At 69.7% G+C, this 21076-nt stretch carries 19 protein-coding genes and 2 pseudogenes; 5 read left to right on the forward strand and 16 right to left on the reverse strand.

What is annotated here, in order from left to right:
• The first annotated feature begins 42 nt into the window (after window positions 1-42).
• A complete protein-coding gene (locus AC0VYN_RS15440; RefSeq protein WP_475536482.1) occupies window positions 43-453 on the forward strand; it encodes a VOC family protein in 411 nt (136 codons plus the stop codon).
• Here the strand turns inward: AC0VYN_RS15440 and AC0VYN_RS15445 are convergent.
• The 10 genes and pseudogenes from AC0VYN_RS15445 to AC0VYN_RS15490 all read right to left on the reverse strand — a co-directional run bounded on the left by AC0VYN_RS15445 (window position 411) and on the right by AC0VYN_RS15490 (window position 8710).
• Window positions 411-1286 (reverse strand): FG-GAP repeat domain-containing protein, encoded by an 876-nt coding sequence (locus AC0VYN_RS15445; protein WP_475536483.1) that lies wholly within the window; start codon window positions 1284-1286, stop codon window positions 411-413. The genes AC0VYN_RS15440 and AC0VYN_RS15445 overlap by 43 nt on opposite strands.
• A 172-nt stretch (window positions 1287-1458) precedes the next feature.
• The gene (locus tag AC0VYN_RS15450) at window positions 1459-1839 is read right to left on the reverse strand and encodes a DUF6193 family natural product biosynthesis protein (RefSeq protein WP_475536484.1); all 381 of its coding nucleotides are present in this window, start codon (window positions 1837-1839) and stop codon (window positions 1459-1461) included.
• A pseudogene (locus AC0VYN_RS15455) lies at window positions 1733-1957 on the reverse strand (hypothetical protein); the annotation flags it as partial. The gene AC0VYN_RS15450 and the pseudogene AC0VYN_RS15455, both read right to left, overlap by 107 nt.
• Window positions 1932-2531: a GNAT family N-acetyltransferase gene (locus AC0VYN_RS15460; RefSeq protein WP_475536485.1), complete on the reverse strand. Its 600-nt coding sequence runs from the start codon at window positions 2529-2531 to the stop codon at window positions 1932-1934. The pseudogene AC0VYN_RS15455 and the gene AC0VYN_RS15460, both read right to left, overlap by 26 nt.
• 169 nt (window positions 2532-2700) lie before the next feature.
• On the reverse strand, window positions 2701-3876 hold the full coding sequence (locus AC0VYN_RS15465; RefSeq protein ID WP_475536486.1) for a M23 family metallopeptidase: 1176 nt from the start codon (window positions 3874-3876) through the stop codon (window positions 2701-2703).
• A gap of 315 nt (window positions 3877-4191) precedes the next feature.
• On the reverse strand, window positions 4192-4863 hold the full coding sequence (locus tag AC0VYN_RS15470; protein ID WP_475536487.1) for a pyridoxamine 5'-phosphate oxidase family protein: 672 nt from the start codon (window positions 4861-4863) through the stop codon (window positions 4192-4194).
• Complete coding sequence (locus tag AC0VYN_RS15475; RefSeq protein ID WP_475536488.1) at window positions 4860-6152, reverse strand: globin domain-containing protein; 1293 nt, start codon at window positions 6150-6152, stop codon at window positions 4860-4862. The genes AC0VYN_RS15470 and AC0VYN_RS15475 overlap by 4 nt, the downstream gene beginning before the upstream one ends.
• Before the next feature lie 834 nt (window positions 6153-6986).
• Window positions 6987-7550, reverse strand: coding sequence for a hypothetical protein (locus tag AC0VYN_RS15480; protein ID WP_475536489.1), 564 nt, complete (start codon window positions 7548-7550; stop codon window positions 6987-6989).
• 458 nt (window positions 7551-8008) lie between these two features.
• The gene (locus tag AC0VYN_RS15485) at window positions 8009-8458 is read right to left on the reverse strand and encodes a nuclear transport factor 2 family protein (protein ID WP_475536490.1); all 450 of its coding nucleotides are present in this window, start codon (window positions 8456-8458) and stop codon (window positions 8009-8011) included.
• 105 nt (window positions 8459-8563) lie between these two features.
• Window positions 8564-8710 carry a hypothetical protein gene (locus AC0VYN_RS15490; RefSeq protein WP_475536491.1) on the reverse strand — a complete coding sequence of 49 codons (147 nt, stop codon included), beginning with the start codon at window positions 8708-8710 and terminating at the stop codon, window positions 8564-8566.
• Between the two features lie 67 nt (window positions 8711-8777).
• On the opposite strand from AC0VYN_RS15490, the gene AC0VYN_RS15495 reads away from it, so the two are divergent.
• Window positions 8778-11000 (forward strand): helix-turn-helix domain-containing protein, encoded by a 2223-nt coding sequence (locus tag AC0VYN_RS15495; protein ID WP_475536492.1) that lies wholly within the window; start codon window positions 8778-8780, stop codon window positions 10998-11000.
• A 92-nt stretch (window positions 11001-11092) separates the two neighbouring features.
• Here the strand turns inward: AC0VYN_RS15495 and AC0VYN_RS15500 are convergent, their stop codons facing one another.
• The 3 genes from AC0VYN_RS15500 to AC0VYN_RS15510 form a co-directional block, all read right to left on the reverse strand.
• Window positions 11093-11506: a hypothetical protein gene (locus AC0VYN_RS15500; protein WP_475536493.1), complete on the reverse strand. Its 414-nt coding sequence runs from the start codon at window positions 11504-11506 to the stop codon at window positions 11093-11095.
• Between the two features lie 274 nt (window positions 11507-11780).
• On the reverse strand, window positions 11781-12170 hold the full coding sequence (locus AC0VYN_RS15505) for a hypothetical protein (RefSeq protein WP_475536494.1): 390 nt from the start codon (window positions 12168-12170) through the stop codon (window positions 11781-11783).
• Window positions 12171-12276: 106 nt separating this feature from the next.
• On the reverse strand, window positions 12277-12942 hold the full coding sequence (locus AC0VYN_RS15510; protein WP_475536495.1) for a DNA-binding response regulator: 666 nt from the start codon (window positions 12940-12942) through the stop codon (window positions 12277-12279).
• Window positions 12943-13009: 67 nt separating this feature from the next.
• Here AC0VYN_RS15510 and AC0VYN_RS15515 point away from each other — a divergent pair, with 67 nt between their 5' ends.
• Window positions 13010-13846, forward strand: a complete 837-nt coding sequence (locus tag AC0VYN_RS15515) for an oxidoreductase (RefSeq protein WP_475536496.1) — start codon at window positions 13010-13012, stop codon at window positions 13844-13846.
• A 200-nt stretch (window positions 13847-14046) separates the two neighbouring features.
• Here the strand turns inward: AC0VYN_RS15515 and AC0VYN_RS15520 are convergent, their stop codons facing one another.
• Both AC0VYN_RS15520 and AC0VYN_RS15525 read right to left on the reverse strand, forming a co-directional pair.
• Window positions 14047-14430 (reverse strand): peptidase inhibitor family I36 protein, encoded by a 384-nt coding sequence (locus AC0VYN_RS15520; RefSeq protein ID WP_475536497.1) that lies wholly within the window; start codon window positions 14428-14430, stop codon window positions 14047-14049.
• Window positions 14431-14675: 245 nt separating this feature from the next.
• Window positions 14676-15068, reverse strand: coding sequence for a beta/gamma crystallin domain-containing protein (locus tag AC0VYN_RS15525; protein ID WP_475536498.1), 393 nt, complete (start codon window positions 15066-15068; stop codon window positions 14676-14678).
• A gap of 1097 nt (window positions 15069-16165) precedes the next feature.
• Between AC0VYN_RS15525 and AC0VYN_RS15530 the strand changes: the two are divergent.
• Window positions 16166-16360: pseudogene (locus AC0VYN_RS15530) on the forward strand (diadenosine tetraphosphate hydrolase); the annotation flags it as partial.
• Between the two features lie 41 nt (window positions 16361-16401).
• Window positions 16402-17688: a M48 family metalloprotease gene (locus tag AC0VYN_RS15535; protein WP_475536499.1), complete on the forward strand. Its 1287-nt coding sequence runs from the start codon at window positions 16402-16404 to the stop codon at window positions 17686-17688.
• Between the two features lie 138 nt (window positions 17689-17826).
• On the opposite strand, the gene AC0VYN_RS15540 is transcribed toward AC0VYN_RS15535, so the two are convergent.
• Window positions 17827-20895, reverse strand: a complete 3069-nt coding sequence (locus AC0VYN_RS15540; protein WP_475536500.1) for a glycosyl hydrolase — start codon at window positions 20893-20895, stop codon at window positions 17827-17829.
• Between the last annotated feature and the right edge of the window lie 181 nt (window positions 20896-21076).

Genomic DNA, 21076 nt, shown 5'->3' on the forward strand with positions numbered 1-21076 from the left:
CGCCGGCTCACGCCGGGCCCGCCCCGATCAGGAGGTACGACGATGCCGGCTGACGGTACGGCTCACATCCGCATGGCTCGGCCCTCACGCGACCTCCGAGCAGCGGAACACTTCTGGGTGTCGGGCCTCGGCCTCGACGTCCTGTACCGGCATGCGGCGGACGGCACCCCCGGAGAGAGCTCACTGCTCATGGTCGGCTGGCCCGATGCCGGCTGGCACCTGGAACTCGTTCACGATCCCGCGGCTCCCGTGGAGCCGCGGCCGACCCCCGAAGACCTCCTGGTCGTCTACCTGGGCGAACCGGTGCCCGACTCCCTGGTGGGGCGGCTCGAGCGGCACGGCGGGCAGAGAGTGCCGGCTCACAATCCGTACTGGGACACCTGGGGTGTGACTCTCCGGGACCCCGACGGCTATCTGCTGGTGCTGTCCACCCGCGCCTGGTCCAACTCGTAGGCCGCGTCTGCCGCCCCGGGCGTCGATCCGCCCGGCGGCTCCGAGCGGCCCGCAGGCCCGGGCCGCGTGGGAGCGAGCCGGGCCTGCGGACGTGTGAGGAGCAGTCGGACGTAGTACGGGTGCATGAAGTGCGTCTGGCCGTACACGAAGCTGTTCGGTGCGGACTCCCAGCCCAGGAGGGCGCCGTTGTACATGGCGTCGGGCTTGGCCGTCCAGGTCCACAGGCGGACGATGCCGGTGGACGAGTCGCCGTACATGGCGCCGAGGTCGTCACGCCCGTCGCCGTTGTAGTCGCCGGTCACCAGCTGCAACGACGAGACGTCGAGGCTGCCGCTCAGGGTGAGCTTCGGCGCGGGACCGAAGGCGGTGCCCGTGGAGAGAAGGGTCCGGACCGTGTCCGTGCCGACGGTGTGGTCGTACCAGAACATCAGGTCGTCGCGGCGGTCGCCGTCGAAGTCGCCGGTGCGCGGGTGGGCGCGGTTCCAGTCGTACGTGGTGGCCGCCGGGCCCGTCCACCAGGTCGCCGGGGTGGTGAAGACACCGGCCGGTGTGGTGGGGAAGACGTACGTCCTGATGCTGTTGTCGCCCTGGCCGTAGAGCAGGCCCACCTCGTCGCGGCCGTCGCCGTTGAAGTCGCCGGTCACGAACTTGGAGCGGGAGGCCAGCCAAGTGCCCTTGGGGCCCGACCACTCGGACGGGATCAGCCGTACGACACCACCGCTGCCGTTCGACGTCAGCGTCCACAGCTTGGTGACGCCCGTGGTCCTGTCCACGTTCCAGATCGCCACATCGTCGTAGCCGTCGCCGTTGAAGTCGCCGGCCAGCGGGGTCATGTAGCGAACGAGAACGCGGGACGCCCTCAGCACCGCACTGTACGTGAAGATCGACGAGTTCGGCGGCAGTCGCAGGGTGCAGGGGCACTCGCGCGGGTCCGGGGCTCGCCCGCGCGTCGGTCCCACGCGTTGAAGAGCACCCCGCCCAACGTGGAGATGCCGTAGAAGCCTCTCACGATCGTGGCTGTTGCGCCGCTTCCTGAGCTGCGAGCTCTTCCGCGGTGCCCAGGAAGGCAGGGCCGCACCCCGCCGGAAGACGCCGGACCACCATGGCGACGGCCTCCTGAGCGGTTGCCGCGGGGCCGACCGTCTCGCTGCGCCGAGGTCCGGAAACCCAGTAGGTGCCCCCGGCGGCGGGCTGGATGTAGGGGATGTCCCAGGTCCACCTCCATTCGGTGCACCGGCTGAAGTGGAGCTTCTCCCATCCCGGTCCAGGGGAAGAGTTGCCGCAGGCGCGGCTCGGCGCAGGCCGCTTCCAGCAGTTCCACCCGCACGCGCCCGTCGTCTCGTACCGCCTGCCATCCTGCTTCGACGACCGCGTCGCGCGTTGCATCCGTATTCACATCACCAGCGTGCATGACGGACGCGGCATGGCCACCCGGAATGACGAACAGCCCGACGCGTGAGAGGCTTCGGCGTCCCCTCTCACGTCCCAGCGCGACGGAACTCAGAGGATGGGGCCGGCTCGGGCGACGGCTGCCACTCCCGCCTGAGCAGTCCGTAGATCCACGAGTCGGATACGTCGTCGTTGACGACGCAGTCCTCCCGCAACGTCCCCTCACGCACGAAGCCGAGCTTCTCCAGCACGCGGGCAGAGGCCACATTGCGTGTATCGGCCTCGGCTTGGACGCGGTTCAGGTCCAGCGTGTCGAACGCCCACCCCAGCAGAGCGCGCGCGGCCTCGGTCGCGTAACCCTGGCCCCACGTCGCGTCGTCGTAGCAGTAGCCGAGCGACGCGCTGCGGAAGTCCGGATTCCAACCGCTCAGGGTGCACCAGCCGATGAACGCCCCGTCGGAGACACGATCCACGGCCAACCGTGCCCCTGTGCCCTCCTGTTCCATCCGCCGGCAGGCAGCGATGAACTCCTCGGCGCGCGAACGGTCGGTCCACGGTGGTGAGTCCCAGTAACGAAGGACGTGGGCGCTGCTCTGCAGTGCGAAGAGGTCGTTCGCATCCGTGTCCTCGAAGGCACGCAGTCGAAGACGAGCGGTGTGCAACGAGGGTATGGGCAGCGACGCCCTCATGTTCACTCCCTGGTCGGCGGCCGACCCATCGTCATCCGCATGCGGGTCACTCGCAATGGGTTTTCTCGGCGGTCGGCAGACGGGTTCGCGACGAGGCGCAGCCTGCGCGGCACGACCCGCAGGGTACGGCCCGCTTCCTCAGCCAGGCCGTCCATGCCTTCGGGCGGTGTCAGCCGCCGCTGGTGAGCCAGGCCTCCGGGTCCGTGTACTGGCCGTCCAGAAGGACCTCGTAGTGGAGATGCGGGCCGGTGGACAGCCCCGTCGAGCCGACGAGCCCGACAGGGGAGCCGCTGCTCACGCTCTGGCCGGCGCTGACCTGGAGGACGGACAGATGGCTGTAGGTGGTCTCCAGCCGCTTCCCCTGGATCGTGCCGTGGTCGATCACGACGCGGTAGCCGTAGGCCGAGGTCATGGCGGCGAACTCGACCCGTCCCTCCCGCGACGCGGACACCTGGGCCCCTTCCGGCGCGCCGAAGTCGATGCCGGTGTGGAGCTTGGTGACCTTGGTCAGCGGGTGGACGCGTGAACCGAACGGCGAGGTGACGGTGAGCGTGGTGACGGGCGGCCTCAGCAGCGCGCCGGAGACCTGGGCGCCGTCCTGTTCGGGATTCTGCGAGACCAGGGCGTCGTAACGCGGCAGCCGCTTCTTGACTCCGAGCACGAACGCGCGGGCCGGGACGGGGACCTTGCCGGCCTTTCTGACCTCGTCCACGCCGGCCGTGTACGCGGCGAGCGTGAGGTCGGCGACGTCGCCGCTGACGGCGCCCTCCGTGCGGAGGGCGGTCACCTTCTCCGCCAGGGAGCAGTCCTGCCGCCCCAGCGCCATGATGGCGTCCACCGCATCGCGGGGCGAAGAGTTGCCGTTGCCGTCGTCGTCCCGGCCCCAGGCCTTCCAGCCGGTGTCCGTAAAACGTGCGATGCCCTGCTCGGAGAGGCTCGCACTGTCGTCCTGCCACCCGGAGAGCTGATCGACGTGCGCGGCGAGGAGTGCGGGCGTGACGCCCGCGCAGTCCGCGGTCGCCCTGCGCAGCCAGGGCACGTAGGAGCCGTCCACATTGCTGATGTCCGAGCGGCCCGGCTCCGAGTCCGGTGCCAGGACCGTGCCGAGGTTGCCGCTCAGGGCGAGGAAGGCGACGACCCCGGTGGACGTCACCAGTGCGGGCAGGACGATCAGAGTGAAAGGACCCGGGCCCCGCCGACGGCGTGCGGGCGCGCGGACTTCCCGTTCCTCGGCGGGTGACGCGTCCTCCACCGGGCCGAGCGCGGAATCGGCGGCGGCCGAATCCGTCGTGGTGGGGTAAGCCGGGTCTTCCCCGTCCTCGGTCACGTGCTGGGCCGGCTTCATGAAGGTGCCACGGCGGGACGTGATGCAGGCGGGGTGTATCGGCTCACGGGCACACGCTAAGGGGGGCGCTGACGAGGTGTCACCGACTATAGGGGCATGGTCAACTGCCCGATGAGGCGCAGCCGATGCCCCGCGCGACAGTGCGGGCGGCGGGCGCACGGGTGCGGGCGGGCGGCATCGTCGGCGTGGGCGGAGCCGTGGGGCGTGAGGGCGGCCCCGATCGAGGGGCCGCCCTCAGGGGCGCCGACAGCCGGGTTCCCGCGACCACTGGCGGTAGGCCGGGAGTGATGGTGTCGCCGGACCGGCGGGAAGGGATCAGGGGCGGAGACGCTGGTGGTCTCGCCACGAGGTGCGGCCGGCTTCGGCGTCGACCAGTTCGGAGGCCTGGTGGGCGGGGGCGGACTCCGGGAAGTACGCGCTGTCCTTGGGGCGGTTCCGGTCCGTCGTCGAGCGGGGGCGTGGGGCCGGCTCAAGGTGGGGGATGTGCTTGGAGCAGTGGACGTAGGCTTCCTCGACGGTGAGGTGCACCCACAGGTGCGGCTGGCGACCGGGCGCGGTCTCGGTCGGCAGTTGCGGGTACCACGCGCGGATCTCGTGGTCCGCGTACAGCCGGACCGTGCCGTTCACGTGCAGCCCTATGTGGTCGTGGGTGAAGTCCATGAAGAGCATGCCGAGCTGGGGGTTCTCGGTCATGTTGCCCGCACTGGCCAGAACGCCGTTGCCCCGGTATTCGGGGTACATCAGCGAGAGGTCGTCGGGGGAGACGCAGAAGCCCTGCGGCCCGGCGCGGAAGCTGGCGTCGCAGGCTCCCCGGGAGTCCGCGGTCGACAGGAACACCATGCTCTGCCGGGCTATGAACTCCCTCATCGCGGGGGTCAGGTAGGGGTGCACCTGACGGTCGTAGAAGGCGGCCGCCCGGTCGGCGGTGCCGAGCTGCTGCTGCAGCAGTCGTTCTCCGGAGGAGCCTGGCATGTCGTGGCCGTTCACAGGTCGGTCTCCTCGTCGGACGGAGGCGGCCCCAACGGGGCGGTCAGCACGGGGGTGTCCCAAGGGTCGTAGTGGATGTGTCGAGGCGAGACACCGTGGCGCCGCAGGGCCTGCACGGCCTCGCCCAGCATTTGCGGCGGGCCGCACAGGTACGCCTCATGCCGGTACCAGGGGCCGAACTCCGCCAGCACCTCGGGCAGCGTGCCCTCCAGGCCCGCGATGCGCTCGTGGGAGACCGCTGCCCGGACGCGGAGCCAGTGGTAGCGCTGGGACATGCGCAGCATGTCATCGAGTCCGTACAGTTCGTCCGCCGTTCTGGCGCCGATGAACAGACTGACTTCACGTGAGTTGCCGATGCCGTCCCGGGCCGCTTCCTCGATCAGTGCGCGAATCGGGGCGAGGCCGGTGCCGCCGGCCACGAAGAGCAGGTCTCGCTGGCGGGTCGGGCGCAGGACCATGGCGCCTTCCGGCGGTCCGAGCCGGACGGGATCTCCCGGACGGGCGTGGTGGACGAGCGCGTTGCTGACCTGTCCTCCGCGTACGGCACGTATGTGGAACGTCAGCTCGTGACTGGGTCGTGGGGCGTGCGCGGGGGAGTACTGGCGCCACAGTCTCGGTGCCCACGGCGTTTCGACGCTCACGTACTGGCCAGCCACGAACGGGTACGGCTGGTGCGGCTGGACGGTGATCTCGGCGATTCCATGTCCGCGGTGCACGTGCCCGACGATGTGCGCGTCCCACACGGCCGGACGGTCGAGGGCGTCCTCCTCCGCGGCCCGGACCATCACGTCCGCGGCCGCGGTGTAGGCGCGCTGCCATGCCGTCGCCAGCGCCGGGTTCCAGGCCGGGCCCGCGAAGTCGGAGAGGGCCTGCAGCAGGCATTCACCGACGGCAGGGTAGTGGGCGCTCTGCGTGCCGAACTTGCGGTGGCCGCGTCCCAGGCGGGAGCAGAACGCTACGAGGTTGTCGGTGTCGTCGACCAGTTCCACGATGCGCAGCAGTGCGCGCACCAGACGTTCCCGCTGGACATCGAGTTCCGCCGGAAACATGTCCCTGACCTGCGGGTAACGCGCGAACAGGATGCTGTAGAAGTGCGCGGCCAGCTCGGAGACATGAGGGGTGAAACCGGTCAGGCTGGCCCGTATCAGCGCGACGTCCTCGGCACTCACAGGGGGCGGGGCGGCTGCGATGTGACCGGGCGCCGCCGGGAAGACCGGGCGGGCCGTGCCGGGCCCGCTCCAGCCGTCCGCCGGCGCGCTCGGTCTGTCGGGGTGAGAGGTCAGGTGCATGGACTCGAACCTGCCCGTCACCGTCCACCCCAGACCTGTTCCGTCGCCGAAGCTGCACGCACCCGAAGACCAGTCGCTTCCTGCGAGGTTCGAACCCCTCCGCCTCCCTCGCTCGCTGCTCGTCCCCGCGCGGCGAAGCCGTGCGCGGCGAATTCCTGCATGTCGAACAGAAGGCCCGGGGCGTGCGAGTCGCAGCGCTCTCTTCGGGCGCTCCCCGGTGCCGGGCGAGGTCTGCCCGAAGCGACCCGGGCCGGTGACGTAACCCTGAGGGCGGGGGCCAGGACGAAACGCGGGATCGCCGGGCGCTCTTGCACCGGTACGGCGTGACGGCTTTCGGTATCGAGCACGCCACCATGCGGCATGGGTTCGAGACGGGTGACGCCAGTGCGCCGGGGAGCGCTGTGCATGGAACTCACGTACCTTCTTCTCTCCACGTCGGCACCCTCGGCCCAAGCGGTGCGACGTCGTGGGACATTGGACCAAAACCGCCGAGAGTCACGCGCATGTGTGCAGATGCGTACGCTGACAGCCCGGCTGCCTGGGACGGGCAACCGTCAGGCGCCCGTCACCTTAGCGTCCGAAGACGGCGTCGAACGATCCAGGAGGGTTCGGCGGGAACCATCCATGGGGGTTACCGGACGGTAGGTCAACATCCGTCCGCTGTACAGGCAGGGGGTACCGCGCACGCCCACTCCGCACGTCGTCGTGCCATCCGGGCTCCGGCACCCTGGATCCGGGTGACCCGACGGAGCATCTCGGCCGACTTGCGCATCGTTTGTCCTGACCGGGTTGCTGCGTCACGTATGGGAAGAGGATCCGCAAATGGATCCGGCATCACCGGACCCACTCGACCTCGCAGAGACTCCGAACCGGTGTCACCGCAAGGGTGATCAGCTCGGCGGCGGTGGGAGTCGACATGATTTCGGCGAGACGCGGAGTCGACGCCAGGGTGTAGACAGGTCTCCTCATGGAGGTCCCGGGCAACAGCGCGCGTGCGCTGCCGCGGAGGCCATGAGGCCGATTCAAGCAGTGCCCGACGGTGTTGGTTCGGTGCCGGATTCCCCCGGAGCTTCCCGGTGAAGGGGAAGCAGAGCCGCCGTCCAGGCATGTCAGCGAGACGAGGACGAAGGCCTGACCACCCTGGGGCGGTTGGACGGGGAGGACGGCGAGCACCGTCCAGTTGCCCTTCGTGAGGGACAGCGCCTGGGCATCCACATCGGGGCCCGGTTGCCAGCCGTGCTCGGAACGGGCCCGCGCGAAAGCCGCCTTGAGTGCGGCGTTCACAGTCTCCGGCGCGTGCCGTCCCGAGAGCCGTTCGTAGCACCTGCCCAGGGAGTTCGATGGCTCCCTCTCCACCTCGATCCCCTCCGCCGCCAGTACCGACCTGATCTCCGACACCGCCGTGTCCGCGGGCAGAGCCGGGCCGGAGAAGCGCGGGGCAAGTGGGCCGAGATCCGCAGGGGCACAGGCTGCCGCGGTCATCAGCGTCGCCGTGACGATGCACGCCAGGGCCGAGCGTCTCAGTCGCTGTCGAACGATGATGTCCGTCCTCTCTCAGTCCTCGACGGCTGACCATACTGCCGTCCTGGAGATGCCGACGGACCACCAGCCATGGCAGCGGCCGCCCAACCGGTCCGGAGTGGAGCCGTGTGCCACCTGCACGCCCCCGCCCGCACTCCGAGGGCCACACACGACCCCGCCAACCGCCTTCAGCTGACTTCCACGCGCCCCACATCCGACGGACCACTATCGGGCCTGACCGCGCGGGCGTGGCGTCAAAGCGACCGGCCCGGTCGGTGACCGTGCTGGTGGCAGCCCTCAACGAGGGGCTGTGACCAGCAGGTTCGCAGTCGGTCTCAGTCTGTCGGTGACGGCACGGTGCAGGCGTCGGCGATGGCCCGCGTATCCCAGTAGAACGGGCGGACTTCGGTGATCTGCCCGTCCTTCACCGTGATCGCCTGCAGGATCGGGAAGCTGAGTTCGCGGCCGGTCGCACGAGCGCGCGCCCGCACCTGCGTGAGCACGACCGCAGTCTCACCGGTGGCAAGGTACTCCTGCTCCACCATCTCGAAGGACTCCCACACCTGTCCCATCCTGAGGAAGAACTGCGTCAGGCCGTTGTGCCCACGCCAAGTGCCCCCGTAGGGCAGAGCATCTGCTTGATACAGCTCGACGTCCGGTGCGAAGAAGGGGGCGAGCAGGTCGAACGAAGCTGCGCCAGGGCCTCCGGCCGCCAAGTACTCCGCCTCAGCCGCGTACATGCCGGTGAGGACTCGCACTGAGTCCGTAGTGGATGACATCGTCATGCCGCCAGCGTGATCACCACAGGCCGATCCCGCTGGCGGCAATCAGACCTCGTTGTGCGGCGCGGTCCGCACTTCCGCAACACGCGCCGGATTCTGCTTCTTCGGTCAGCGTGGGGTCTGGACGAGGATGCCGGCGAGAGGGAGTGCGGCCGGGTAGGCGAGGGCGAGCTTGTCGGTCCCGGTACTGCGCAGGTCCAACTCCCAGGACAGTGAAGGAACAGTGCGTTTCGCCTGCAGAAGTAGTTCGTGCATACTGCATACTTTCGCAGGCGGGGTACGGCGTTCCGGCTGGGCCGCACTGACCAGGGGACATGCAGATATGTACACCGGTACACCGGTCACCGGCGGCTTCGGCGCGCTTGTGCACCGTCTACGGACGGAGGCCGGGCTGAGCCAGGAGCAGCTGGCACATGCTGCGGGGGTGAGCGTGCGGGCGCTGTCGGACATGGAGCGCGGACACACCCGGGGGCCGCAGCGTCGCACCGTGCAGGCATTGGCTGCCGCCCTCGGCCTGGACGAGGCCGGCGCCCGGGAGCTGGAACACACCGCGAGCTTGGGCCGCCCCCGAAGGGCCCGCATGACGCGTTCACCAGCACCTACGGTCGTACCGGATGCTGTTGAGCAGACCGCTGCGCCCGATCTGCTGCCGCGCGCACCGCGTGGCTTCTACGGACGGGCGGCGGAACTCGGCGCCCTGTCCCAGGCCGCCGACGGCGAGGCGCCCGTCTGTCTGGTTGTCGGGCCCGCCGGGGTCGGGAAGACAGTCCTTGTGCTGCATTGGGCCCACCACAACCGTGCCGGGTTTTCCGGCGGGCGGCTCTACGCCGACCTGCGTGGTTTCGGCGACACGGGCGAGCCCGCGCTCATCGAGGTGCTGCGCGAGTTCCTGCTGGCGCTCGGTGTGCCACTCGGCCGGATACCGGAGTCGGCGAATGGCGCAGCCGCGCTGTTCCGGTTGCTCGCCGCCGACCGCCGGCTCCTCGTAGTGCTCGACAACGCGCGAAACTCCGAGCAGGTCAGACCGCTCCTTCCAGGCGGCCGCCGCTGCGTGACTGTTGTCACCAGCAGGCACCGGCTGCCGGGGCTGATCGTCACTGACGCTGCTCGCTCCGTCGCGGTGGATGTGCTGGGACCGCAGGACGGCACCATGCTCCTCGCCGCGGTACTCGGCACGGAACGGGTGAACGCGGAGCCGGTGGCCGCGCGACGGCTGGCCGAGCTCTGCGACGGACTGCCCCTTGCGCTGCGGGTGGTAGCTGCCCGGATGACGCAACGACCCGGCTTGTCCCTGGAGGCGATGGCTGCCGAGCTGTCCGACGAGACGCGCAGGCTGAGCCTGCTGGATGTGGAGGACACCGGCGTGCAGGCGGCGCTGCGCGTGACGCTGCAACAGCTTCCGCAGGACGTCTCCCGTCAGTTCGCCCATCTCGGCCGCCACCCCGGTACACACGTCGACCGGTATGCGGCGGCAGCCCTGTCGGACACGAATCCGCCAACCGCCGAAGCCGCCCTGGAGAGGCTGGCCGTCGCGCACCTCGTCACGGAGACGGCACCCGGCCGATGGACCATGCACGATCTCGTGCGGCTCTACGCACGGAGCCTGGATGTCGCGCCCGAAGCGCTCAAACGCGTGCTCGACCACTACATCACCACGGGCCTCGCGGCCGTGGCGGCGGCCGAGCCCGGCAACGAGGAGTGCTTCCCGCTGCCGGCGGACTACCTGCCGCCCGTTGCCGTCCGGGAGTTCGCTGATCGTTCCGCCGCCGTGCCCTGGTACGCGGCAGAGAGGGATGACCTCGTGCTCGCGGTCGCCGCGGCGCACGCTGCCGGACTGCACGGCAGGACCTGGCGGCTTGTGCTGACGCTGTGGCCGCTGATCGTGTGGCGTGTACGGGACGGCTGGGTCTCGCTCCTGGAGACCGGGCTCGCGGCAGCGCGGGCCGACGCCGATCAGCACGGTGAGTCACGAGTGCTGAACGTGCTCGGCTGGGTGCTGATCGAGGAAGGGCGCATCGAGGAGGCGCTGACTCACCTGAGGACAGCCTCTGCGCTCGCCTCCCGGACAGCCGACCCGGTGGCCGAGGCGAACTCCCTGATCGTTCTGGCCATGGCGCAAGCGGCACTCGGCGGCCTGGACGAGGCCGCGCAGGGGTGTCAGCGGGCGGTGGAGCTGGCCCGCAAGGCTGACGATCGGACCATCGCAAGACTGGCCCAGCAGCACCTGGCCCGTCATCGGGCCGACGCCGGGAAATGGCGCGAGGCCCTGGACACGGCGACTGAGGCACTGGCCTGCGATGATCGGTCCGGCACGGCCGACATCCCCCGGATACTGCTACTCCTGGTGAGAGGAGAGGCGCTGCTGGGCCTCGGGTACAAAGCCGAAGGCATCGAGCAACTCGATTCCGCAGCCCGGGAAGCGGAATCCTCCGGCTACGAGGACGGCGCGGTACGGGCGCTCGGCGTCCTGCTGAGGGTCTCCGCGGACGCGGAACTCCAGGCACGATACGACGCGGCAGTCAAGCGGCTCACGACGCGGACGTGAAGTCGAGCAGTCGGCCCCCGCCGCGCGAGGACCATCGAAAGACCTAGGGGCCCTGACCAAGGGGATGGGACGGTACGGCCGGGCGCGGGCGGTCAGCCGTTGAGCGGGAGGTCGTAGCGGGTCCACGGAGACCAGTTGCCGTCGTGGTCACGGTTGCGGCCCCAGTACTCCCCGGTCTCGTCGTAATAGAACACCCTGAAGGTCCAGGGGTCGCTGGTGTCGTAGTCGTAGGCGCGCGCCGTGCTCCAGGCCCTTCCGCCCATGGACATCCATCCCGACCAGTCCCCGTCGGAGTCGGTCCAGCGGGTCCACACCGCACGGTCGGTGCCGACGATGAACTCCTGCTTCGTACCGTTGGGGAGCTTGTAGCTGCTCACGCCGTACTCGCAGATGTAGACGCCGCCTCCGCGCGAGCAGTTGCTCGCCTCGGCCGGCGTGGCCACCACGGCGACACTCGCGACCGCAGCGGCCGCGATCACGGTCGCCTTGAACCTATGGATCGGCATGACTCTCTCCTTCTGCCGTTGAACGGTGCATCAACCGCTTCAAGCAAGGGCGCGGCATCGCGACAGACCGCAACCATCCACCTGCGGTGCGGCAGGCACAGTCGATCACGGTGGGCGGGTTCCGTCCCAGGCAGTTCCACCTGAAGAAGTACGGCTGGCGTTCTTCTGCTGGGCTTCGAATCTGCCGGCGCCTGCACGCTGCCCTGCTGGCAGAGCTGCGCCGTGCACGTCAGGAAGGGGTGCCCGCGGCGGGTGCGGGTGCGGGGGTGGGCGGTCAGGCGTCGGGGTCGACGTCGGGGTGCGTGAACCGCACGGGCTTGCCCAGCGACCGGGCGTAGGCGATTTCGGCTCGGGTGCTGTCTCCGATGTAGTCGCCGACTACGAGCACCTCATCAGCGAGCCGGATCTTCGCTCGGTGCAGATCGTCGAGCCGAACCTTCAGCGCCTCGGCCTCGACAGGATCGGACCAGAGTTCGTGCGGCGACTTCATGTCGCAACCCGGTTTGACGACAACCTTTCCGGCTTCGGTCTCCCGGACATCGGCCTCGGCCATCTCGGTCATGAAGCGGGTGGAACCGCAAATCACGACGATACGCGGGAGGCCCAGCCGCTTCTTCGCGTCGGCGAGTCTCTCCTCGGGGGTGAGCGGTTGCGGGTATGACACTGGGTTCCTCCTGGTGGTGTACTCCAAGGGATGCCTGCGGAGACGAGAACGAGGGCGTCCGAGATCGTCTTATGGCGGACGACGTGGACACCCCTAAAATGATCAGTTAGCGGGACAGCCCCGACTCGCCCGCACGCAGGCCGGCCTGGAAGCGGGAGTTGGCCTCGAGCTTGGCCATCAGCTCGGCCACGCGCCGCCGGTAGGTGCGCAGCGAGACGCCGAGCCGCTGGGCCGCCGATTCGTCGGTGAGTCCCGAACCGAGGGCGTTGAGGATCAGGCGGCCGTCGGCATCGAGATGGGGGATGTCGCTGCGCAGGTAAGTGTCGAGATCGAGGGCGCTGTCCCAGATGGCTCGGAACAGGGAGTGGACGCCGTCGACAAGGATCGGTGACGTCGTCACGGTGTACTCGCGGCCGGTAGAGGTCTCGCGGCCGGCGAGGATCATCACTCGCCGGTCGATGAGGATGGTCTCGTGCGGAAGCTGGGAGCCGCTGATCCGTACGAGAGCGCCCTTGCTCTGCACGAGCCGCAAGTGCGCGCGGTCCTCCTCATGGGCGAGCGCGACCGGGCTGAGCAGCTTACGAGAGGCGAAGTCCGAGGAATCCGCAGTACGCATCCGGTTTCGGATCGCGGCTCTGGCCTCCGGCTGCGACCAGGTCTTCAGATCCCGGGCGGCGCAGAGGAACTCGCTCTGCGCGGAGGCGAAAAGGTGACCGGCACGCGCGATCAACTCTGCGTCTCCTTGGACTGAAAACACCTGTTCGTTCCGCATACCGTCAGTCTGGCAGCAAGCTGCCACGAGCTCGCCGGATATCGTGGCGGCGGACACCATGAGCCGCGTGACGATCAATACCTTCTCCCTCGGCGAAGACCTGACCATCAATCGGCTCGGCTTCGGCGCGATGCGCCTCGCGATGGGCACCTTCGACGGCCCGGCGCGAGCTCCGCAGGGCGGCATCGCGGTGCTCCGGCGCGCTGTGGAACTCGGCGTGAATCACATCGACACGGCCGGCTTCTACGGCCGGGGAGCGGTGCGAGCCAACGAGCTGATCCGTACGGCATTGAGCCCCTACCGTGACGACCTGGTGATCGCGACAAAGGTGGGGCCGCTGGTCGGACCAGATGGTGTGCCGAGCGAGCAGGCGACGCCTGCTCAGCTGCGCGGCCTGGTCGAAGCGGACCTGCGCTCTCTCGGCCTGGACCGGCTCGACCTGGTCTATCTGCGCGTCGGCGGAATGAGCGGGCCGGGCGGTGAGTCGATCGCGGAACGGTTCGCGGTGTTGGCCGAGCTCCGCGCGCAGGGGCTGATCCGGCACCTGGGCGTCAGTAACGTCGACGCCGCCCAGTTCGCCGAGGCCCGGGCTATCGCGCCCGTCGCGGCGGTGCAAAACCGGCGCACCAGTGAAATGGGGCTGCTCGCGGAGTGCGAGGAGGCGAGCATCGCGTACGTGCCGTACTTCCCACTCGGCGGAGGCCTGCTCGACGCCGAACAGTTCGGCAAGGTCGCAGCACGCCTGGGCGCGACCACCGCGCAGGCTGCGATCGCCTCGCTTCTGGCGACCTCACCGTCGACGCTGGCGATTCCGGGCACCGGTTCTCTTGCTCACCTGGAGGAGAACCTCGCGGCGAGCGATCTCAGCCTCAGTGACGAGGACCTGTCTGAGCTGCGAGGCTAACTGATCGGTTCCAGGCGACGGCTTGCCGGCCATGCCCGTAGGCAGCTTGAGGGCCACGACCGAGCACCGGCTTCGGGCGCGCGCGGATCATGCTGCACGCGGCCGCGGGCTGAGATGTCCCACGCGGGACTCCATCCAGCCACATCCCGCCCTCTCCCTCGAAGAGCGGGCGGACGGCGGGATGTGGTCAACCAGCCGGCTCAGCCCCCGCAGCCACCGAACCCGAGGGCGGTCACCGCGTTGTCGTAGGCGAACAGAAGTTCCTGCTTCTCACCCGGCGGGATGGTGAACCAGTAGCCGTAGTAGTCGGCATCAGTCCAGATACAGGCGAACTTGTCGCTGCGGTTCCACACCGAGCTGGCCCGGTCGTTCCACGCCCAACCGATGTTGGGGATGTCCACCGGATCGAGCTGCAGGACGTCGCCGGTATTGTTGTGGCCGTGGAACAGGCAGACTTTTCCTTCCGAACAGCGGCTCACGGACCCATCTTTGGGGTCATCGGCCGATGCGGTTCCCGGAGCCGCCAGTACGGCGGTGGAGGCGAGTACTGCTCCCACTACCGCGGTTTTGACTGCCAGTTTCATGAGTTCCCTTTTCGTTGTCGCCCGCGGAAACACGGTCCTGGTTGCCGCGTCCAACTGTTGCTTCCGTGGCTTCTCGCGGCTTACCGGTCGTCTCAACATGACGTTCGAAGTCGTCGCAGGCAGATGATGCTGCAGGCGAGTACCGGGCTCGAGGTGGATAAAAAGATATCCGCGTTGTCCACGATCGGGACATTGCTGTACTGCGCCGTGAAGGGCGTCGACGAGGTATCTTTACCGAACCCGCTTCAGGTTACCGGGCATTCCACGGGGCCTCCGCAGATACGCACGTTGTACACGCGGGCGTGGAGACCCCAGTCGATGGTGTAGTCCTGCCACTTACGCAAGGTGCGCTCGGTGTAGTAGTCGTTCTCCTCGATGATGTAACTGAACGTAACAGTGTTGTTGCCCGAGTGGAAATGCCTGACGTCGTTGAACGACACCCTCAAGCTGCCGGCGTTGGCGAAGCACAGGCGGTTGCCGGTGCTCGTTTCCACCCATGCGAGGTCGTTGCGCTGGGGGAGAGTGGGGTCTCCGCAAGACGTCTCGTTGGCCGCGGAGGCGGGGGCCGCCGGCATCGCGAACGTCAAGCCGGCAGCGGCCACCGCTGCGACGAGAACCCTCTTGGCCACCTGATTCATGGTTGTTCCTTCTAGGGGACAGGAGTGGAAATGATCACGCGAACTTGTTGGATCTCTTCGCCATCGGCCTGGCGCGGGCGCCGCGGCCAGGTGGAAGACTACGGAGAGCGCGGGTGGCGGTCGTCACCACGCAGAGCCAACTCGGACGTAGCTCCCGTGGGGGACAGGCCCCCGCTGGATCCGAATCCAGCAACGCATCGAGGACGGCAAGGACCGTCTCGCGATACCCGGCAGAGGTGCCGGCCGGCCTCTCACAACCCCCGCGGACCGGCCTGCTCGCCGGCGTCGAGAACCCGTCTACGCGACGAGCTCGCTGTCCCGCGCTGCCCCTGTGCGTCGATAACGTTCGACGAGTATCAAGGTGAAGCAGACGGCGGTGCTGGCCAGCGCTGCGTAGAGCAGGGGGGTGGTCCAGAACGCCACGTCGTTGGTGCTGTGGCCGCTGCTCCAGTGGCAGGTGAGGGACGGGGGGGAAGTGGTGGACAGTTGCTGACGCAAGGCTGTAGTCCCGCCCGCTGTCCACGTAGTCGCCACTGGCGGTCTTCGTTGCACAAAGGTCAAGCGGGTGCGTGTAGGCGAGACCGTAGAAGGTGCCCGCGCCATAGGCGGCGACAGCTGCTGCGCTTGCGATCGCGGCCAGACGGCCAGGGCGAGAGGGCTTCTTCCTGGCGACCCACCACGCGTATGGGAACACCCCGATGACGACCAGGATCAGTGTGACCGCGGGCGGGCCGAAGAGCGCGAAGAATGCCATGCGCCTTGACGCTACTTCGCCCCGAGGAGCGCCGAAGCCCGGCGTGGCCGCCGGCAGGATCGCGGCCTGGCCATGGCCACCCATCCCGCGGTTTCGGGGAACCGCAGGCGCCGTAGCCGAGGTCCTCGACCGCGGCGGCAGCCTTCTCGGGTGCGGAGAGGGGGCGAAGCCCGTCGAGGGATGCAGCGTGCCCCCCTGCGGGCACGAGGCGATCGTCCGGAGCCCCACTCGGACGTGTCTAGTTGTCCCTGGCCGCTCCTCGTTCCACTTGCCTGGTCCTTGAACTGTGCGAGGAGGATGGCAATCGAAGAGCGGTCTTCAATCCAGAATGTAGGTTCTGGCCATGTCTGTTGACTGGCGGATGGATCGGATCGGGGCTGCGCTGAGAGGCGAGAACCCAACCGTGCTGCGACGGTTGACGTCGGGCTTCGCGGTGATCGGGGATGTGCAGTTCCTGCCGGGCTACTCGGTTCTGCTGGTGGAGGACCCGGACGTGCAGCGACTGTCGGACCTGCCGAGGGCGAAGCGACTGTCGTTCCCAGCGGCTCGGGGAGGGCCGCGTAGGAGGGGAACACCGTAATGCCCGCCATCGCCCAAGAGACCACACAGCCATGCCCGGAGTGCGGCACGGAGATCCGCGGCGACAGCCGGTTCACCGTCTGGTGTCCCGCCTGCGACTGGAACGTGGACCCCGGGGAGCCTCAGCCGGACACGGGACGGCTGGAGGGAGCCGAGCGCGCCCTGGCCCGACGGCATGGGGAGCAGTTGCTCGCCGAGATGCTGAACGGGCGGGAACCGCTCCCGCGACGTGACGTCTCGGCGGTGACGGCCACCGCGCTCGCCCTGACCGTGCACGGCGTCACCGCCGCGCTCGCCGTCGGTGGTGTCTGGAGCGTGGCGGCAGGCTGGGGCGGCGTCGGCATGGTGGCGGGGCTGGTCCTCCTGGCGCTGGCCTGGGCGCTCGCCCCGAAGGCCCGCCGGCTGCCCGACGACCGGCCCGTGCTGTTCCGCGCCGACGCGCCCGAACTCTTCGCCCTGGTGGACGAGGTGGCGCGGGCGGTGGGCACCCGGAGTGTGCACGCGATCGCCGTGGACGGGAGCATCAACGCCGCCGTCACGACGTACGGTGTGCGCGGCCGCCGGCTGCTGGTGCTGGGCATGCCGCTGTGGGAGGTCCTGACGCCCGAGGAGCGGATCGCGCTGCTCGGCCACGAACTGGCGCACTACGCCAACGGCGACACGCGCAACGGCCTGGTGGTGGGCACCGCGGTGCGGACCCTGTCCCTGTGGCACCACATCCTCCAGCCGCTTCCGCACCCGTCCGGGCTCGAGGTGATCGTCAACGCCCTCTACGTGCTGCCCCGCCTGCTGATCGGGGGGCTGCTGGTGCTGCTCGTCCGGCTGACGTCACGGGCCGGGGTGCGGGCCGAGTACCTCGCCGACCGGCTGGCCGCCCGCACCGCATCCAAGCATGCGGCGGTCGGCCTCATGGACCGCTTGCTCATCGCCGACTCGCTCAGCGGCCTGCTGCGCACCGAGGCCAACCGTGCCGCCCTTGGCGGGCCGAGGTCCACCCGGGAGGCCGCGGCCCGGGCCGACGAGCTGTGGGGACGGCTCACCGCGTTCGCGGCGTCCGTCCCGGAGCACGAGTACGAACGGCAGCGGCGCGTAGGAGCCCGGCGCGGGCACCAGGTCGACGCCACCCATCCTCCGACCCATCTGCGCCGCGCCTGCCTGCTCGCCGACCGGTCCGAGGCAGCCGCGGTGGTGCCGCGGGCCCGCCGGACCGAGCTGATCGGCACGGAACTCGCCGCGGCCCGCACCGAGGTGGCCCGGCGCCTGCTGCGCGGCAGCCTCGGCGACTGAGGCCCTCACGGGCCACTCCTGCCTCCTGTCGTCGACCGACGCGCGTCCCCCGGCGGCACGGCCGGCCCCCCGCGGCACACCGGTGCCGCGGGGGGCCGGACCCGTGTCCGTCTCCGGTGCGAGGGACGCCGGCCGGGGTCACGCGTCGACGACCGCCCTGCCGTACGGCACGAGCCGTACGGGGCCGACGAGTCCGTAGTTCTGCCGCTTGGCGAGCCCGAACACCGCTGCCTGGGCCACCCGCAAGCGGTTGAGCAGGGTGGTGGCGACCTCCACCTCGATGGTGTTGGTGCCGCGCCGCAGGTACGGGCCGACGTCGACGACCGGCGTCAGCTGGTCGGCGGGCGGCAGGGCACGCCCGTTGACCGTGACCCGGTAGGTGTCGAACACCTCGCCCAGTTCCAGCCGGGCGCCGTGGCCACCGGTCCAGGCCGCCCCGAGCTTCACCGTGGTGCGGTAGCGGCCGATGCCCGAGGCGTCGGCCAGCTCCGGGATCTCGGGCCAGGGCTTGAGCCCGTCGAGCTCCACGGTGCGCCGGGTCCTGGTGGTGCCGGACGGGATGGTGCCCGACGCGGTGGCGCCCGGCGTCCAGTCCTCGGCGGTCAGCGTCCAGCGGGTGAGCGCCATCGGCTCGGCGACCTCCTCGATGGTCGCGCTGACGGCGGCCCCGCTCTGCAGGACGGTGGTGTAGGTGCCCGGACGTGTGTCGCGTATCTCCAGCCGGTCACCCGCGGCGCGACGGACCTCGGCCGCCTCGCTGGACGTCGCGTTCCAGCGGGGTGCGGGGCCGGGGATCCACTTGCCGGGCCGGGCCGTCGCGACGATCGTCGTGGCGCCCGGTTCCAGCGCGACGCGGAGCCGGATGCGTCCGTCGTCGAGCCGGGTGTACGTGGCGAGCGGTTCGATCGTGCCGGTCCAGGCGTCCAGGACGTAGGGGACGGCGTCCGGCCTGCGCGGGGTGAGCGTGACGTCGTGACTGATGGGCGTGCCGGTCGAACCCTTCCTGCTGACCGAGTCGTTGGCGAAGAAGTAGTAGTCGGCCTCGGTGTCGGCCCGGTGCGCGTGCAGCAGCATCGAGGACTGCGCGTACTCGACGTCGCGCCTCAGGCCGAGCGCGGCGATGGCCTGCGGTACGTCGGGGCGGTCGGGAACGTCGAACACGCTGGGCTGCGCCAGCAGTTCGCCGATCAGGCCAAGCAGACGCGCGTTGTCGCCCTCCTTGGGCAGTCCGGGCACGTGCCCGTCCTTCCAGTCCCCGATGACGATGACCGGGAGACCCTTCCTGGCGTAGCCGACGAGCTTCTCGGCGACGTCCAGTTGCAGCGTGTGCTCGCGGCCGATCATGACGTCGCCGTCGACGAGGAGCGCCTTGAAGGCCGGGCCGTCGGGCGCGAGACGGCCGTCGCGCACCACGGCTCCGGGCAGTGAGAGCAGGCGCGGGCTGAGGAAGAGGTGCGTCCAGCCGACCGGTACACCCTCGCCGCTGAACCAGGACGCGCCGAGGCCCGAGCCGGCGTAGCCCTTCTGCCACAGCACGCCGACGTCGGCCTTGTTGACGCCGGTCTGCAGGACCTGCTGAACCCGGCTCAGGTACCCGGCGACGTCGGGCACGTGACGCCAGGTGGGCTGGCGCGGGCCCCACGCCTCGCCGTAGCCGGCACCGCCGTTGTACGGCGAGAAGGCCGCGAAGCCGGGCCATGCCGCGCCCGGGGCGTCGGCGTACGCGAAGCCGTGGAAGACGGCCTGGTTCACCCCGGCCGCGTACTGGGTGACGAGCTTGCGGAGCGTGGCGTCCCAGGTGGTCGCGTAGGCGCCGCCCGCGGTGCCGCCCGCCTCGTTGGACAGCACCAGCCTGCCGCCCATGTCCCGGCCGCCGGCCAGGCAGCGGAAGTCGTCGAGGTTCTTGAACCCGAGCGACTCGCCCTCGGGCACGTCCAGCAGCGCGGCCTTGTACATCGCGTCGGTCTGGAGTCCGTACGGCTGGACGCGCAGTTGCAGCCCGAGGCCGTGCGCCCACTCCCGCACCGGGAGCAGGTGGTTCTCGACGTACAGCTCGGTGACCACTTCCATGTAGTCCCGGCGGACGGCCTTGTTGGTGGCGTCGTCGAACGAGAAGGCGTACTTCTCCTTCGTCTGGAGCAGGGCGGGCAGGTACGGAGTCAGCGAGTAGCCCATGCGGCGCTCGAACTCGGCCGGGATGCCGGGCGTCCACAGGGTCGCGTGCGTCTCGATCTCCAGGGAGTCCTCGAACAGCGCGCCCCCGGTCTCCCGCAGCAGCTTGCGCATGCGCGGGGTGAGGATGCGGCTCTCCCAGAAGTCGATGACGGCACGCGTCCCGGCCTCGCCGAAGTGGTCGACGACGTAACTGAGCGGGGCGGTGTGCGCGGGGCCCTCGGGGCGCTGGCCGGAGCCGCGTTCGAAGCAGGCGACGACGAGCCAGGTCCCGTCGTCCGGCGCGGTCCACTCCAGCCGTCCGTCCTCGACGAGGGAGGTGAGATCGGTGACCGAGTCCTTCTCCAGCCGGGTGGGGAAGGCGGTGGGCGAGGTGCCCGCGACGACGCGGGCGGCCTGCACGGACCGCAATGTGCGGGTCGTCGCGGCGGCGTCGGGAGCGGTCACCGGCTCGGGGAGCGCACCCGTGTAGGTGCTTCCTCCGGCGACGACGGCGACGCCGTGCGCCAGCTCCTTGATCGCCGACCTGCTGTCGGGCGTGATGCCGGGAACCGCTGCCGGCCAGGCCGGGCCGATGGTGAGGTCCACGACGATGCCGCGCTTCTTCGCCTGGCTCAGGGCCGTCTCGACCGCGTCCACCCAGGCGGGCGTCCCCCAGCCGAACCGGGACGGGTCGATCGGTTCGGAGAGGCTGTGGGTGACCGCCGCGATCTCCACGCCGCCGAAGCCCGCGTCGGCGATCTGCTCGATCTCCCGCCTGATCTCGTCCGCGTCGACCAGCGCGTCCGGCCACCACCAGCGGAACCTGGGACGTACCGGCGCCGCGGGGGAGGAGAACGAACGGGCGAACGCTCCGCCGGGTTTCGCCGTCGTGGCACCCGCCGGCGTCGTCGGCGCTCCCGCCACCGCGGCCGCCGGGGCGGCACCCGCGGAAAGGGCCGCCGCGGCTCCGGCCGCCGCCGTCATCTTGAGCAGAGCCCGCCGCCGCAGGCTCTCGTGCTCGAAGGAGTCTTCCTGCCCAGGTCTGTGTCTCATCGCGCCTCGTTTGAACGTTTTAATGGCCTGGCTGGAACATACGCAGCCCGATGTGCGGCCGCAAGGGGTCGGCGCGGACGGATCGTCCGACGGCTCACCCGAGGCGTCAGCAGGGCCATCTACCAGCAAGAGCCGTTCAGGAGCAGTCCGGTGACACGGCGTCGCGAGTCCGGGTGGGGCT

It is taken from the genome of Streptomyces sp. 63XJN7_1_ISO-PGPR-S23-121, assembly GCF_056173025.1.

Excerpts from the sequence above, each read along its gene's own strand:
- AC0VYN_RS15535 (WP_475536499.1), top strand. The coding sequence starts at position 16,402 with ATGCCCGCCATCGCCCAAGAGACCACACAGCCATGCCCGGAGTGCGGC.
- AC0VYN_RS15460 (WP_475536485.1), bottom strand. The coding sequence starts at position 2,531 with ATGAGGGCGTCGCTGCCCATACCCTCGTTGCACACCGCTCGTCTTCGA.
- AC0VYN_RS15540 (WP_475536500.1), bottom strand. The coding sequence starts at position 20,895 with ATGAGACACAGACCTGGGCAGGAAGACTCCTTCGAGCACGAGAGCCTG.
- AC0VYN_RS15500 (WP_475536493.1), bottom strand. The coding sequence starts at position 11,506 with ATGCCGATCCATAGGTTCAAGGCGACCGTGATCGCGGCCGCTGCGGTC.
- AC0VYN_RS15445 (WP_475536483.1), bottom strand. The coding sequence starts at position 1,286 with ATGACCCCGCTGGCCGGCGACTTCAACGGCGACGGCTACGACGATGTG.
- AC0VYN_RS15490 (WP_475536491.1), bottom strand. The coding sequence starts at position 8,710 with ATGCACGAACTACTTCTGCAGGCGAAACGCACTGTTCCTTCACTGTCC.
- AC0VYN_RS15440 (WP_475536482.1), top strand. The coding sequence starts at position 43 with ATGCCGGCTGACGGTACGGCTCACATCCGCATGGCTCGGCCCTCACGC.
- AC0VYN_RS15475 (WP_475536488.1), bottom strand. The coding sequence starts at position 6,152 with ATGCACCTGACCTCTCACCCCGACAGACCGAGCGCGCCGGCGGACGGC.
- AC0VYN_RS15525 (WP_475536498.1), bottom strand. The coding sequence starts at position 15,068 with ATGAATCAGGTGGCCAAGAGGGTTCTCGTCGCAGCGGTGGCCGCTGCC.
- AC0VYN_RS15495 (WP_475536492.1), top strand. The coding sequence starts at position 8,778 with ATGTACACCGGTACACCGGTCACCGGCGGCTTCGGCGCGCTTGTGCAC.
- AC0VYN_RS15510 (WP_475536495.1), bottom strand. The coding sequence starts at position 12,942 with ATGCGGAACGAACAGGTGTTTTCAGTCCAAGGAGACGCAGAGTTGATC.
- AC0VYN_RS15485 (WP_475536490.1), bottom strand. The coding sequence starts at position 8,458 with ATGACGATGTCATCCACTACGGACTCAGTGCGAGTCCTCACCGGCATG.
- AC0VYN_RS15520 (WP_475536497.1), bottom strand. The coding sequence starts at position 14,430 with ATGAAACTGGCAGTCAAAACCGCGGTAGTGGGAGCAGTACTCGCCTCC.
- AC0VYN_RS15465 (WP_475536486.1), bottom strand. The coding sequence starts at position 3,876 with ATGAAGCCGGCCCAGCACGTGACCGAGGACGGGGAAGACCCGGCTTAC.
- AC0VYN_RS15450 (WP_475536484.1), bottom strand. The coding sequence starts at position 1,839 with ATGCAACGCGCGACGCGGTCGTCGAAGCAGGATGGCAGGCGGTACGAG.